The sequence below is a fragment of the Micromonospora foliorum genome (assembly GCF_022229015.1).
Lineage (GTDB): Bacteria > Actinomycetota > Actinomycetes > Mycobacteriales > Micromonosporaceae > Micromonospora > Micromonospora foliorum.
Map to the genome: position 1 here is coordinate 1 of NZ_JAKKFF010000291.1, position 13,091 is coordinate 13,091.

Sequence of the window (13,091 nt, forward strand, 5' to 3'; positions counted from 1 at the left end):
GGGTGCTCCTCGGCGCGGTGGCCGGGGTCGTCGCCCTGGCCGAGACGGGTCGCCGCCGTGCCGGCGGTGGCCGGGTGTTCCCGCCGACCACGGCGCTGGCGGCCCCGCTCTGGCTGCTGGAACGCGGTGTGTGCGGCTGGCTGGCGGTCGCCCAACGCTTCCTGCTCGGCGGCGTCCGCTACGGCGACACCCGAATCCGTCGAGCCGCCAACCCCGCCCCGCCCAACCGCGCGATCCTGCGCTCCCGGTCGGGGCAGGACGGCCGGTAGACCCCACCGGTCAGCGCTCACTCCCCACACGTCAGCTCGCGGTCACCGGGCGGTGGCCGCGAGCTGACGTGCTGGTTCTGGGGGTGGGGTCAGGAGGTGGCGTGGTGCTTCGCCTGGTCCTTGACGTCGTGGGCGGCGGACTTCGTGTCGTCCTTGACGGCGTGCACGGCGTCCTGAGCGGTGGACTTCACCGACTCGGCGGCCTGCTGGGCCGGCTCGCGCAGCTCGCTCGCCACCTCGCCCAGCTTCTCCTTCACCGCCCCGCTGTGCTCGCTGACCTTGGCCTTGACCTGGGTGGCGGCCTGCTGCTCGCGGCGGGAGGCCGGGATCAGCGACGAGGCCAGCCAGCCGACCCCGAACGCGATCAGGCCGGCGGCGAGAGGGTTGCCCTGGGACTTCTGCCGGATCACCTGCGGCGCGCTGTGCGCGGCGTCGCTGACAGTGGTCGCCGCCGAGTGCGCGGCGTCGCTGACGCTGGAGGCCGCCGACGAGGCGCGGTCACCCACCGAGTGGGCGGCCTGGCCGGTGCCGTGGCCGAGGTCAGACGCGGTTCCCATGACCTTGTCCCTCACATTCTGCAGAGCGGAACGGGCCCGCTGCTTACGGTCGTCGACGATGCGGCTGGGGTTGACCTTGTACGCCAGCGCGTCCACATCGGAGCTGAGGCTGTTACGGGTGGCTTCGATCTCCCGGCGGATCTGATCGGGATCGGTGCTCATCGGGTGACTCCCTCCGGGTGCGGCTTGAGCGCGTCGGGGATCCGCTGCACGCTGTCGTTGGTCTGCTTGAGCCCGCGTACGTGCTGGGCGTTCTTCTTGGCCATCGAGTAGAAGACCGCAGCGACCACGGCCCAGACCACGGCCACGATCAGCGCGGCCAGGCCGGAGTCCATGACGTTGTCCAGGAACTGCCATACGGCGATGGACACGAAGAGCGCCACCATGTAGCCGCCGAAGCCGGCACCGCCGAAGAGGCCCGCGGCCTTGCCGGCCTTCTTGCCCTCCTGGCGGATCTCGGCCTTGGCCAGCTCGACCTCCTGACGCATCAGCGTCGACAGATCGGTGGTGACCTGACGCATCAGGTCACCGAGCGAGCTGTTCTTCACCTCCGACGCGGTGTGCGGGGCACCCGCGTCGGGGTGGTAACCGGAGTCCAGTCCGGACCCCTGCGTCGGCATGCTCATGCCGTCGTCTCCCTTCGGATGACTCGGCGGCTCACGGGCGGGGGTTGCCGCTGGACGGCACGCCCGGCAGCGGGTCGGTCTGGGTCACCGGCGGCAGTGGCTGACCGGTGCCGGAGTGCTCCGGGTAGTCGCCCTGGCCGGGCGCCGGGTCGGCGTAGGTGCCGGGGGTTGGGTCTAGGTAGCCGCCCGGCGGGACGGCGTCCGGCACCGCGCGGGGCGCCGGCGGCGGGGTCGGGATCACCGCGGTCTGCTCCGGGTCGTACGCCCCGGCGCCCCGGTAGGTCGAGGAACCGTTGCCGGAGTCGTCGCCGCCGGCCGAGATGCCTCGGGTCAGCCGACCGGCCAGCACACCGAGGACCGCCGCGCCGACCAGGAAGGTGCCCGGGTTACGCCGCGCGTAGTCGCGTACCTCGGTGATCAGGTCGCCGGGCTCGCGCTGCTCAAGCCAACCGGCGACGCCGTTCACCCGGTCGGCGGCCTGGCGGGCCAGCTCGGTCACCGGGCCGGCCTGGCCACCCTGCTCGGCCATCGAGCGCATCTCGTCGGCGAGCGAACGCAGCCCACCTGCGGCTCGGCGCTGCTGCTCACCAGTCTGGCTGGCGAGCTGGCTGCGGGCCTCGCCGTACAGGTTGCGGGCCTGCCGGGCCGCCTCACGGCCAACCTCGACGCCCTGCTCCTTGGCGGTCTGGGCGACCGCGCCACCCGCCTGCGCGGCCTCCGACCCGACCTGGCGCGCCTGGTCGCGGACGCCACCGCCGTTGGTCGACTGCTGCCCGTACGTGGAGGAGGTAGATGAAAGATCGTAAGTCATGATGTCCCTTCCGCTCAGAAAGTCGTCGCGGTTGTGCTGGGGGGATGCGGCGCGTTGCCGCCGCCGCTGACCATTCACCTACCCTGCGTTCTGCCTTCCATACCTCTTCGTGCATTTCTCTGCGCGACCCACCGGACGGACTTCAAAATGGAGGATCGTCGGGCTGCGTCACGTCGCCGCTGCGGACAGTGAGGTTCGCGAGGCCGGCAGATCCACGGAGGGGGCAGCGATGGCACGAGACGCACGGGGCGGCCGAGCGGCCCACCCCCGACCCCGGGTCCAACTTGCCGCGCTGATCGTGGCCGCGGTCTTCCTGCTGGTCGGCGTCCTCGGCTTCATCCCCGGCATCACCACCGACTACGGCGAGCTGCGGTTCGCCGGGCACCACTCGGACGCCCACCTGCTCGGGCTGTTCCAGGTGTCGATCCTGCACAACGCGGTGCACCTGCTCTTCGGGCTGGTCGGCCTGGTGCTGGCCCGCAGCGTCGCCGGCGCCCGCGTGTTCCTGGCCGCCGGTGGCGCGACCTACCTCGCCCTCTGGCTGTACGGCCTGGCGATCGAGGCGGTCAACCCGGAGGGCGGGGCGAACATCCTGCCGATCAACGACGCCGACAACTGGCTGCACCTCGCGCTCGGCTTCGGGATGCTCGCGCTCGGGCTGCTGCTGTCGAACCAGGCGGGCACCGGCGGACGCCTGGACAACCCCGCCGACCGGCACTGAACTGGGCTTCTGTGGTTTCGCGGTCACGCGCACAGGGGTAATCGACCGGCGAAGGAGGTGCGATCATGCCCCGTTGGCTGCGAGACAACGCCCTGGCCGTCGCCATGCTGGGGGCGTTTCTGGTCTTCCTGGTGCTGCAGAGCGTCTTCGGCTGGCAGACCCACAATGAGGAGCTGACCGAGTTCGGCGCCGCGCCGCTGAGCTGGCCGGCGTACCTGACCAGTGGGCACTTCGCCGAGTCGGTCTTCGAGAACTGGGAGTCGGAGTTTCTCCAGATGGGCGGGTACGTGCTGCTCACCGCGTACCTGGTGCAGCGGGGCTCGGCCGAGTCGAAGCCGATGGACCAGACCGACCGACCGGAGGACGACGAGCGGCGGGCGACCCCGCAGTCACCCTGGCCGGTACGCGTCGGCGGCCTGCCGCTGGTGATCTACCGGAACAGCCTCTCCCTGGCGCTGCTGCTGATCTTCGCCGGTTCGTTCGTCGGCCACCTGCTCGGTGGCACCGCCGCGTACAACCAGGAGCAGGCGCTCCAGAGCGGCGCGCCGCCGATCGGGGTGTGGGAGTTCCTCGGCACCAGCGACTTCTGGTTCCAGTCGATGCAGAACTGGCAGAGCGAGTTTCTCGCGGTCGGCGCGCTGATCCTGCTCAGCATCGTGTTGCGCCAGCACGCCTCGCCGGAGTCGAAGCCGGTGACCGTCGAGCACGCCAGCACCGGCGCCTGAAACGGCGGCGCGGCGGCGGCGACGCGGCCGTCAGGCCGCGACCGGCAACCGTTTGGCGAAACAGACGCTGTACGGGTTGCCCACGTACTCGCCGTAGACCGGGATCCGCTGGTAGCCGCACGAGGTGTACAAGGCGACCGCGGCCGGCAGGTAGGTGCCCGTCTCCAGGCAGACCACCGAGTGCCCCTGCCGGAACGCGCACTCCTCCAGCGCGGCGAGCAACTGACGACCGATCCCCCGCCCCCGGTACGCGGGCCGGACGTACATCCGCTTGACCTCGCCGGTCTCGGCATCGAGCGCCTGGAGCCCACCGCAGGCGACCGCCCGACCGTTCACCACCACCGCCAGGTAGCGGACGTCGTCATGGGGGACGAAGACCTGCCCGTCCAACCCACCATCGGCCTCGCGCAGCTCACGCTGCTGCGCGGTGACCATGGCGGCGATCTCCGGATCGATGGCAGGACGGGACTCGATCAGCATCAGCCCACGCTAGGACGCGTGGATTTCGGGGAGGTTTCCGGAAACCAACCCCATCACGGAGCGCAACGAACTACTCGGCGTCGTCCTCGTCGTCGAGGTCGTCGTCGAGGTCGTCGGACGCGTCCGCGCCCACCTCGTCCGCCGACCGCACCCGGCGAGCCTTCCGGGCGGCGAGCCGGTCCGCGGCCGAAGCCCGGTTTGACTTCTCCTCCAGGCGGACGTCGGTGCCCCGGTTGCCGGGTACGAAGTCCACACCGGCGAAGAGCGTCGGCTGCCAGTCGAACTCGCGGGCGCCGATCCGGACCAGATCACCGGGCTGCGCGCCGGCCTTGGCCAGCTTGTCCTCCACCCCGAGCCGGGCCAGCCGGTCAGCCAGGTACCCGACCGCCTCGTCGTTGTCGAAGTTGGTCTGCTTGACCCAGCGTTCCGGCCGGACACCGCGAACGGTGAACGAGCCGTCCGCCTCGGCGGTGATGGTGAAACCGTCGTCGTCCACCGCCATCGGGCGGATCACGATCCGGGTCGGCTCGGCGGGCGGGGCGGCCTTACGCTCCGCGTCGACCAGCTCGGCCATCGCGTAGGTCAGCTCCTTGAGTCCTTCGCGGGTGGCCGCGGAGACCTCGAACACCTGGTAACCGCGCTCCTCCAGGTCGGGGCGCACGATCTCGGCGAGGTCGCGGCCGTCCGGCACGTCGATCTTGTTGATGGCGACCAGCCGTGGGCGATCGGTCAGGCCGCCGTACTGGCTCAGCTCGGCCTCGATGGCGTCGATGTCGGCCACCGGGTCACGGCCGGGCTCCAGGGTCGCCGAGTCGATGACGTGCACCAACACCGCGCAGCGCTCGATGTGCCGCAGGAACTCCAGGCCCAGCCCCTTGCCGGTGGCCGCGCCGGGGATCAGACCCGGCACGTCCGCGACGGTGAAGGTGTGGTTGTCCATCCGGACCACACCGAGGTTGGGCACCAGGGTGGTGAATGGGTAGTCGGCGATCTTCGGCTTCGCGGCGGAGATCACCGAGATCAGCGACGACTTGCCGGCCGACGGGAAGCCCACCAGGCCCACGTCGGCGACGCTCTTCAGCTCCAGCACGATGTCCAGCTGGTCGCCGGGCTCCCCCAGCTCGGCGAAGCCGGGTGCCTTGCGCTTGGCGTTGGCCAGCGAGGCGTTGCCCCGCCCGCCGCGCCCGCCGCGGGCGACCTCGAAGGTGGTGCCGGCGCCGACCATGTCGGCCAGCACGGTGCCGTCGGAGGTCTGCACCACGGTGCCGTTGGGCACCTTGAGCACCAGGTTGTGGCCGTTGGCCCCGTCCCGGTTCGAGCCGGCGCCGCCCTTGCCGTTGTCGGCCTTGACGTGCGGGTGGAAGTGGAAGTCGAGCAGCGTGGTCACCTGCGGGTCGACCACCAGGGACACGCTGCCCCCGTGCCCACCGTTGCCGCCGTCCGGCCCACCGAAGGGCTTGAACTTCTCGCGGTGGATCGAGGCACAACCGTGCCCGCCATCGCCGGCCTGCAGATGCAGAACGACCCGGTCAACGAACGTTGCCACGGCGTCAATCCTTCCAGCGAGGCTCGACCTCGCACTTCGAAAAAGGCTAAGCGGGCCGGGACCCGGAGGTCCGCGGCCCGCTTAGCCCGAGAACTACTGCTGCGGAACGATGCTGACGGTCTTGCGACCGCGCTTGGTGCCGAACAGGACCGCACCGGCCGACAGCGCGAACAGCGTGTCGTCGCCGCCACGGCCGACCAGGTCACCGGGGTGGAACTTGGTGCCACGCTGCCGGATGATGATCTCACCGGCGCTGACAACCTGACCACCGAAGCGCTTCACGCCGAGTCGCTGGGCCGCGGAGTCACGACCGTTACGCGAGCTGGACGCACCCTTTTTGTGAGCCATTGGAGGACGACCTACTTCCCGCTGGAGATGCCGGTCACCTTGACCTGGGTCAACGGCTGGCGGTGACCCTGGCGCTTGTGGTAGCCGGTCTTGTTCTTGAACTTGTGGATCCGGATCTTCGGGCCCTTGGTGTGCGCGGCGATTTCGCCGGACACCGCGACCTCGGCAAGCTTCGCCGCGTCGGTCACCAGGTCGTCACCGTCGACGAGGAGCACCGCGGTGAGCTTCACCGCGTCACCGGGGGCACCGGTGAGCTTCTCGACCTCGATCACGTCGCCCTCGGCGACCTTGTACTGCTTGCCGCCGGTCTTGACGATCGCGTACATCGGAGGCGGACTCCCTGTCGTTGAGGCTGCTGGCGGTCGTCCCCGCGGCGGCTCGCCGGGTAGCAGTGCACGGCGGCGCGGGCACACGGGAACTCGGCACACCAAAGGTGGGCCGCAGGCAAGAGTACGCCATTGCTGGCCCGGACCCCAAACCGGCCCGCCCTGGTCAACGCGCGCAGAGCTGGTCGAGGCGCTGCTGGAGCCGGTCGAGTTCGGTCTCGTCGATCGACTCGACGTCGGCGCCGAGCGCGGAAACCTCGGTCCCGATGTCGGTGAGCAGCGTCTTGAGCTGCGGATCGTTGGTCCGCCCCGACTGCTCCCGCAGCACGGTCCGCCAGTCGGCCAGCGCCGCCTCGGCCCGACCCCGGGCGGCCTCGGCCGTACGGCTGTCCCCGGCGCCCACCGCCGCGAGCATGTGGCCCAGCTCCGCCACGTACGTCCGGACGGCGGTGGCGCTGGCCTCCTGCGCGGCGGTGCAGACCTCGGTGGCGTTGCCACCCGCCACCCCACCGCTGGCCGGCATGGCGGTCGGCCCGGGAGAGGCGCCAGCGGCGGCCGAGCCGGCGCCCTCGGCCGCACCACCGGTGGGCCCGTCGGTGGAGCAGCCGGCCGCGCCGGAGAGCATGGTGAGCAGCGCGGTGACGACGAGCAGACGGCGCATCTTCTTCTCCTGACCTGGGACGGCCGATTGAGGACCGGGTGGCCGCAACGGCGAGGTCCCTCCCCCGTCACATTGCCGGGAGAGGGACCTCGTCAAACACGTGGCCGGTCAGGCGCTCAGGGGCGGGTCCGCCGACGGGCGCCACCGCGACGCGACCGGCGACGGCCGCCACCACCCTCGGTGGTCTCCTCGTCGCCCTCACCGTCGGCGAGCGCGTCCGGGTCGTCCGCCGCGGCCAGCCGAGCCGACTCACCCTGCTGAGCGTCGGAGATCGCCGGCGCGGCGGCGGTGTCCGACTCGTAGCGGGACAGGTCGTAGCCCATGGTGTCCTGGTAGTCGGCGCCCGGTTCCGCGGTGGTGTCGGTGTCGACGACCTCCACGACGGCCCGTTCCGCCGGCGCGCTCTTGCGTGCCCGGCGGCGGGACGAGGCGGCACTCGGCTCGGCCGCCGGAGCGGGAGCCACCGCCGAGGCGACCGCCTTGACCTTCTCCCCCGCACCGACGGGGCGCGGCTTCTCCGGCACCGGCTCGGTGTGGATGATGACGCCCCGGCCCTTGCAGCACTCGCAGGTCTCGCTGAACGCCTCCAGCAGGCCCGCGCCGATCCGCTTACGGGTCATCTGCACCAGGCCGAGCGAGGTGATCTCGGTGACCTGGTGCTTGGTGCGGTCCCGACCCAGGCACTCGGTGAGCCGGCGCAGCACCAGCTCACGGTTCGACTCCAGCACCATGTCGATGAAGTCGATCACCACGATGCCGCCGATGTCGCGCAACCGGAGCTGGCGGACGATCTCCTCCGCCGCCTCCAGGTTGTTGCGGGTGACCGTCTCCTCCAGGTTGCCCCCGGAGCCGGTGTACTTGCCGGTGTTGACGTCGACGACGGTCATCGCCTCGGTGCGGTCGATCACCAGCGAGCCGCCGGAGGGCAGGAAGACCTTGCGGTCCAGACCCTTGATGATTTGCTCGTCGATCCGGTACTCGGCGAAGACGTCGCTCGTGCCGACGTGCCGGCGCACCCGGTCCACCAGGTCCGGAGAGACGTGCGACAGGTACGACTCGACGATGTCGTACGACTGCTCGCCCTCGATCACCAGCTCGCGGAAGTCCTCGTTGAACAGGTCACGGACCACGCGGATGACCAGGTCAGGCTCCCCGTAGAGCAGCGCCGGGGCGCCACCCTCGGCGGCCTTGGCCTGGATGTCCTCCCACTGCGCCTGGAGCCGCTTGACGTCACGGGCCAGCTCGTCCTCGGTGGCGCCCTCGGCGGCCGTCCGGACGATCACGCCCGCGCCGTCCGGAACCAGCTTCTTGAGCACGTCCCGCAGCCGCTTGCGCTCGTTGTCCGGCAGCTTGCGGCTGATCCCGGAGGCATTGCCGTTGGGCACGTAGACCAGGTGCCGGCCCGAAAGCGCGATGTGGCTGGTCAGCCGGGCGCCCTTGTGCCCGATCGGGTCCTTGGTGACCTGGACCAGCACCGAGTCGCCGGAGCGCAGCGCCTGCTCGATCGAGCGGGCCCGCCCCTCCAGCCCGGAGGTGTCCCAGTTGACCTCACCGGCGTACAGCACGGCGTTGCGGCCCCGGCCGACGTCGACGAACGCGGCCTCCATGCTCGGCAGCACGTTCTGCACCTTGCCCAGGTACACGTTGCCGGCCATCGTCCCGGAGGAGTTGCGGGTGACGTAGTGCTCGACCAGCACGCCGTCCTCCAGAACGGCGATCTGGGTGCGGTCACCGCGCTGGCGAACCGCCATCACCCGGTCGACAGCCTCCCGGCGCGCCAGGAACTCCGACTCGCTGAGGATCGGCGGGCGGGTACGACGCTGCTCCCGACCGTCCCGGCGGCGCTGGCGCTTGGCCTCCAGCCGGGTCGAGCCGGACACACCCTGCACCTCGTCGACGGTCCGGCGCGGCTCGCGGATTTTCACCACGGTCGGCACGCCGTCGTCCGCCGCGCCCTCGGTGTCACCGGCGCCACGCCGGCGACGGCGGCGGCGACGACGGGTCAGGCCGTCCCCGCCCTCGGACTCCTCGTCCTCGTCGCCCTCGGCCTCGGCCTCGGCCTCGGCGGTCTCTTCCTCATCTGCCTGCGCCGCCTCCTCGGACTCCTCGTCCTCGGCGTCGTCGGCCCCGCCCTTGCCCCGGCCCCGGCCCCGGCGACCACGCCGGCGGCGGCGGCGCGCGGCGGCGCTGTCCTCGTCGTCCTCATCCGCCTCGGCGGCCTCGTCGGCCTCCTCGGTCGGTTCCTCTTCAGCCTCGATCGCCTCGACGGGCTCCACCGGCTCGACCTCGCGGCGACCACGCCGACGGCGGCGGGACGGCTCGGCGGCTTCCTCGACGGCCGACTCCTCGGTCGCCGCAGCGGGCTCCACCGGTCGGGTCACCGGCACAGCGTCCGGCTGGGGGGCCATGAACAGCACGGTGGGCGCGGAGAGCGCAGCCCGCCGACGACGGGTACGCGGCTGCTCCGGCTCGATCTCGGCCGGCTCAGCTGTCACGTTGGAGACGGCCGCACCCGGTGACACCTCGCCGGAGCGCTCCTGCGCCCTGCTGCTCCAGGCCAGCTCGGCGGCGGACGTGCTCGGGAGGGCCTCGGAGTCGTTCAGCTCGGCCTCGGCCTCGCGCAGGTCGGACTCCGCCGGCTCCTCGGCGACGACCGGCTCCTCGGCGACCGGCTCCTCGACGGCGGGCAGCTCGTCGGCGGCGACCGGCTCCTCGGTGGCGGGCGGCTCCTCGACGGCAGCCGGGGTGGCCTTCTTGCGTCGGGTACGGGTCACCTTGACCGGCGGAACAACCTCGCCCGAGGCCGCCTCCGCGGAGGCGGCGACCAGCGGCTCCTCGGCGGTCGTCTCGACGGGGGTGGCCTTGCGGCGGCGCCGGGGGGTCTTGGGGGCGACGTCCAGGTCACCGGAGATCGGGGCGAAGACTTCCGCCTGCGGCGACTCGACGCTGCCGGTCCCACCGGTGGACGCCTCGGCCGGGGCATCGGTCTGCTCCGGCTGGTTGAGCGGGGCGGCCCGGCGACGGGTCGCCCGGGTACGCCGCACCGGGGCGGCCGGCTCGGCGGCCTCACCGGGAGCGCTCTCCGCGCCGGCTGGTTCCACCGAGGCCGAACCGACCGCGGTGGTGGAGGTCTCGACGGCGGCGCCGTCGGCCGTGGTGCTCTGGTCGGCGGTCTCGCTGGCCGGCTGTGAACCGGTCCGTTCGCCGCCCTCGGGCTCGTTCTCGAGCATGGACGTTCTCCAGTTCTGGCTAGCCCGGGCGCGGGTGAGCGCTGCCACGCAGGGTCGCCGCAAAAGTGTTTCCGCCGGGCGCGCGTGGTGCGCGACCGCCGAAGTCTGCCTGCCAGAACACCGACCGTCGGTCAGTGCCCAACGATGGCTGCCCCGCCGCGGTCCGCATCCAACGGATCCACGATCGCACCCTGCGCGGTCAACGTGCCCTGAGCCAGCCGGGTCACCCTCGGCGAAACCGGCGGCTCCAGGTCGGCCACCACGCGGAGGCCGGAAAGGACGTCATCGGGCCGTACGGACGGGGTGACCTGCCGCACGACCAGTTCGAGTATCGCACACGGTACGGCCGGCGCCCCGGAAGGCGTCGGCGTAGGCGGTAGGACATCGATCGACATCACGGCGGCACGGGCGTCGAAAGTGCGTCGGCCCTGCTTGGTCATCCGCTCGACCAGCACTTCCTCGGCGGCGATGAAGGCGTCCACCGCGGCGCGCAGCACCGCTGTGTCGACCTCGGGCAACTCGATGTGCCAGTACGACGCCTCGATCCGGTCCGGCAGGTTGCCGCCCTCGGCGATCACGGCGTCCAGGACGTCCAGCCCCGGCGAGAGCGCGGCGTCCAACGCGGCGCGTAGCGCCTCCGGGTCCACCTCGGCCTGGAGGGCGATTTCCAGGTACTCCGCCTCGCTCGCCACCCCGGTGGGCGCGGCGCTGGCGTAGGAGATCTTCGGGTGCGGGTGGAAACCCTGGGAGAAGGCGACCGGCACAGCGGCCCGGCGTAGCGCGCGCTCGAACGCCCGGGCGAAGTCCCGGTGCGAGGTGAATCGCAGCGGCCCGCGCTTGGCGTACCGAATGCGGACGCGCTGGACGACCGGTGCCTGGCCGCCCTCGGGTTGAGGCTTTCTGGCGATCGTGGGCTCCTCGGGTGTACCTGCGTGTCCGCCCATCCTGGCGCAGGGCTCGTGACGGTACGCAACCGGGGCGGTCGGATCGCCCCGGCAGACGGGTGCAAACCGGTCGTCAGGGTCGCGGCCATCCCGTCGGCGGCGACCCGCAGGTCCTCCAGCCGGCCGCCGCGAAAAGCCGATGGCCGGCCGGTGACCCGGAGGTCACCAGCCGGCCATCACGATCGGGGCCGGTTACCGCTCCCTCGGCGGGGCGGGCGGCGCCCCGCCCGGCGGGCCGTAACCGGACGGCGGGCCGTAACCGGGAGGAGGGCCGTAGCCGGAGGGCGGGCCACCGGAGGGCGGGCCGTAACCGGGCGGCGGCGGGTAGCCGGGCGGCGGGGCGTAACCGGGCGGCGGGGCGTAACCGGCGTCCGGTGACGGGTACGTGCCGGCAGCCGCCCGGTCGAGCACCTCGTCCGGGATGTCGGCGGCCCGGGCCGCCTCCCGCCGGTACCGACGGCGGTTCCAGATGAGGAAGACCGCCAGCCCCAGCAGCAACACCAGCACCACGGCGATGCCGATGCCGACCACCATGACCTGCTGGTCGGTCGGACCACCGCGGTCGCCGTGCTGGGTGACGTCGAACTCCTCGTCCGCACCCTCGGCACGGGTCGCGCCCGGGTCGGTCGACGCCGCCGCGGCCGGGTCGAGCAGCGGGTTGGCGGTGACCGGTGGCACGTTCGCGGTCAGCGCCCTCATCGGGTCGATCACCCCGAAGCCGTACTGCGGATCTCGCCCGGACGGGCCCGCGTCCCGCGCGGTCCGGATGATCCGGTTGATCACGCTCGGAGCGTTGAGGTCGGGATACTTGGCCCGGATCAACGCGGCCAGAGCGGAGACGATCGCACCGGAGTCGGAGGTACCGTCACCCCAGCCGTAGCCCCCCTCGTTGGTGACGTTGTAAACGCTGTCGCCAGGAGCGGCGACCACCGCCTCCGGCCCTTGGACGGAGCCGGACCAGAACGCGCCGCCCTTGGTTGTCCCGGTCACCGCGATCACACCAGGGGTGTTGGCGGGCTTACCCACGGCGGTATGGCCCTTGGCGGTGTTACCCGCAGAGGCAACCAGGACGACGTCATGGTCCAACGCGTACTGGATTGCGCTCTTCTGCACGGGATTGGCGAGGCCGGGGCCACCAATGGACATGTTGATCACTTTGGCCCCGCCGTCGACGGCCATCCGAATGCCCTTGGCAACCCCGGCGTCGGTGTAGGAGCCGTCCTCCTTGCGCATCTTGATGGGCAGGATCTTCACGCCGGGGGCGATGCCGTCCACCCCGTCGCGGCTGGGTTTCGCCGCGATGATCCCGGCCATGTGCGTGCCGTGTCCGTCGTCGTCTGACCGGCCGTCTCCGGAGGCGCCGTAGCTGCGACCACCGGGAAGCACCTGACCGCGCAGATCCGGGTGGCTGGCCTCGACGCCACTGTCGATCACGGCCACGACCACGCCCCGCCCGGTCGAGATCTTGTGCACCTGGTCGATCCGGAGCTCGTCCAGATACCACTGCTCGGCCCGTCGGGGCGCGGCGGCCGCCGGTTGAGCGGCCCCCACCACCAGGAACCCCGCCAGCAGACAGGCGACTATCGGCCGGAGGCTTCCGACGTTCACCCTCATCCGTCCATCCTCATCGAAGGACACCCGGGGACGCCCCGTCACCAGGGCCCCACGGATCGTCATCCTCAGTCAACCACGACGAGTGCTCCGAGCCGGTGCTGCCACCCTGCCCGGCGCCACCCGCGCCGCCCATCATGCCGCCGCCCATCATTCCGGCACCGCCGACGCCCGCACCACGCGCGCCGCCCGCCATCCCGGCGCCACCGGCGGCCTGGGCGGTGCGCAACGCGTTC

General features: G+C 71.7%; 13 protein-coding genes and 2 pseudogenes. 3 read left to right on the top strand and 12 right to left on the bottom strand.

What is annotated here, in order from left to right:
* A pseudogene (locus PSH25_RS21190) lies at positions 1-269 on the top strand (glycosyltransferase family 2 protein); the annotation flags it as partial.
* A gap of 89 nt (positions 270-358) precedes the next feature.
* On the opposite strand, the gene PSH25_RS21195 reads toward PSH25_RS21190, so the two are convergent.
* From PSH25_RS21195 to PSH25_RS21205, 3 genes are read right to left on the bottom strand one after another with little or no spacing between them, the layout of a single operon-like run.
* Positions 359-988 carry a DUF3618 domain-containing protein gene (locus PSH25_RS21195; protein ID WP_238660740.1) on the bottom strand — a complete coding sequence of 210 codons (630 nt, stop codon included), beginning with the start codon at positions 986-988 and terminating at the stop codon, positions 359-361.
* A complete protein-coding gene (locus PSH25_RS21200) occupies positions 985-1,452 on the bottom strand; it encodes a phage holin family protein (protein WP_238660741.1) in 468 nt (155 codons plus the stop codon). The genes PSH25_RS21195 and PSH25_RS21200 overlap by 4 nt, the downstream gene beginning before the upstream one ends.
* Positions 1,453-1,483: 31 nt before the next feature.
* Positions 1,484-2,263, bottom strand: coding sequence for a hypothetical protein (locus PSH25_RS21205; protein WP_238660742.1), 780 nt, complete (start codon positions 2,261-2,263; stop codon positions 1,484-1,486).
* 229 nt (positions 2,264-2,492) lie between these two features.
* On the opposite strand from PSH25_RS21205, the gene PSH25_RS21210 reads away from it, so the two are divergent.
* Both PSH25_RS21210 and PSH25_RS21215 read left to right on the top strand, forming a co-directional pair.
* Positions 2,493-2,984, top strand: a complete 492-nt coding sequence (locus PSH25_RS21210; RefSeq protein WP_238660743.1) for a DUF4383 domain-containing protein — start codon at positions 2,493-2,495, stop codon at positions 2,982-2,984.
* A 65-nt stretch (positions 2,985-3,049) separates the two neighbouring features.
* Positions 3,050-3,709: a DUF6766 family protein gene (locus PSH25_RS21215; RefSeq protein WP_091409920.1), complete on the top strand. Its 660-nt coding sequence runs from the start codon at positions 3,050-3,052 to the stop codon at positions 3,707-3,709.
* A gap of 30 nt (positions 3,710-3,739) precedes the next feature.
* On the opposite strand, the gene PSH25_RS21220 is transcribed toward PSH25_RS21215, so the two are convergent.
* The 9 genes and pseudogenes from PSH25_RS21220 to PSH25_RS21260 all read right to left on the bottom strand — a co-directional run.
* Positions 3,740-4,189 carry a GNAT family N-acetyltransferase gene (locus tag PSH25_RS21220; protein ID WP_238660744.1) on the bottom strand — a complete coding sequence of 150 codons (450 nt, stop codon included), beginning with the start codon at positions 4,187-4,189 and terminating at the stop codon, positions 3,740-3,742.
* A 70-nt stretch (positions 4,190-4,259) separates the two neighbouring features.
* Positions 4,260-5,735 carry a GTPase ObgE gene (gene obgE / locus PSH25_RS21225; RefSeq protein ID WP_238660745.1) on the bottom strand — a complete coding sequence of 492 codons (1,476 nt, stop codon included), beginning with the start codon at positions 5,733-5,735 and terminating at the stop codon, positions 4,260-4,262.
* A 93-nt stretch (positions 5,736-5,828) separates the two neighbouring features.
* Positions 5,829-6,083 (bottom strand): 50S ribosomal protein L27, encoded by a 255-nt coding sequence (gene rpmA / locus PSH25_RS21230; RefSeq protein WP_007464062.1) that lies wholly within the window; start codon positions 6,081-6,083, stop codon positions 5,829-5,831.
* A gap of 11 nt (positions 6,084-6,094) precedes the next feature.
* Positions 6,095-6,409: a 50S ribosomal protein L21 gene (rplU, locus tag PSH25_RS21235; RefSeq protein WP_007464063.1), complete on the bottom strand. Its 315-nt coding sequence runs from the start codon at positions 6,407-6,409 to the stop codon at positions 6,095-6,097.
* Between the two features lie 166 nt (positions 6,410-6,575).
* Entirely contained in the window at positions 6,576-7,070 is a 495-nt protein-coding gene (locus PSH25_RS21240; protein ID WP_238660746.1) for a hypothetical protein, read from the bottom strand.
* A gap of 116 nt (positions 7,071-7,186) precedes the next feature.
* Entirely contained in the window at positions 7,187-10,300 is a 3,114-nt protein-coding gene (locus tag PSH25_RS21245) for an Rne/Rng family ribonuclease (protein WP_238660747.1), read from the bottom strand.
* Positions 10,301-10,431: 131 nt separating this feature from the next.
* On the bottom strand, positions 10,432-11,244 hold the full coding sequence (locus PSH25_RS21250) for a TIGR03936 family radical SAM-associated protein (protein WP_274527750.1): 813 nt from the start codon (positions 11,242-11,244) through the stop codon (positions 10,432-10,434).
* A 192-nt stretch (positions 11,245-11,436) separates the two neighbouring features.
* Positions 11,437-12,858: a type VII secretion-associated serine protease mycosin gene (gene mycP, locus PSH25_RS21255; protein WP_238660748.1), complete on the bottom strand. Its 1,422-nt coding sequence runs from the start codon at positions 12,856-12,858 to the stop codon at positions 11,437-11,439.
* A gap of 10 nt (positions 12,859-12,868) precedes the next feature.
* Positions 12,869-13,091, bottom strand: a pseudogene (locus tag PSH25_RS21260) (hypothetical protein); the annotation flags it as partial.

Excerpts from the sequence above, each read along its gene's own strand:
- rpmA (WP_007464062.1), bottom strand. The coding sequence starts at position 6,083 with ATGGCTCACAAAAAGGGTGCGTCCAGCTCGCGTAACGGTCGTGACTCC.
- PSH25_RS21200 (WP_238660741.1), bottom strand. The coding sequence starts at position 1,452 with ATGAGCATGCCGACGCAGGGGTCCGGACTGGACTCCGGTTACCACCCC.
- PSH25_RS21210 (WP_238660743.1), top strand. The coding sequence starts at position 2,493 with ATGGCACGAGACGCACGGGGCGGCCGAGCGGCCCACCCCCGACCCCGG.
- PSH25_RS21250 (WP_274527750.1), bottom strand. The coding sequence starts at position 11,244 with ATGGGCGGACACGCAGGTACACCCGAGGAGCCCACGATCGCCAGAAAG.
- mycP (WP_238660748.1), bottom strand. The coding sequence starts at position 12,858 with ATGAGGGTGAACGTCGGAAGCCTCCGGCCGATAGTCGCCTGTCTGCTG.
- PSH25_RS21245 (WP_238660747.1), bottom strand. The coding sequence starts at position 10,300 with ATGCTCGAGAACGAGCCCGAGGGCGGCGAACGGACCGGTTCACAGCCG.
- PSH25_RS21195 (WP_238660740.1), bottom strand. The coding sequence starts at position 988 with ATGAGCACCGATCCCGATCAGATCCGCCGGGAGATCGAAGCCACCCGT.
- PSH25_RS21215 (WP_091409920.1), top strand. The coding sequence starts at position 3,050 with ATGCCCCGTTGGCTGCGAGACAACGCCCTGGCCGTCGCCATGCTGGGG.
- PSH25_RS21205 (WP_238660742.1), bottom strand. The coding sequence starts at position 2,263 with ATGACTTACGATCTTTCATCTACCTCCTCCACGTACGGGCAGCAGTCG.
- PSH25_RS21220 (WP_238660744.1), bottom strand. The coding sequence starts at position 4,189 with ATGCTGATCGAGTCCCGTCCTGCCATCGATCCGGAGATCGCCGCCATG.
- rplU (WP_007464063.1), bottom strand. The coding sequence starts at position 6,409 with ATGTACGCGATCGTCAAGACCGGCGGCAAGCAGTACAAGGTCGCCGAG.
- PSH25_RS21240 (WP_238660746.1), bottom strand. The coding sequence starts at position 7,070 with ATGCGCCGTCTGCTCGTCGTCACCGCGCTGCTCACCATGCTCTCCGGC.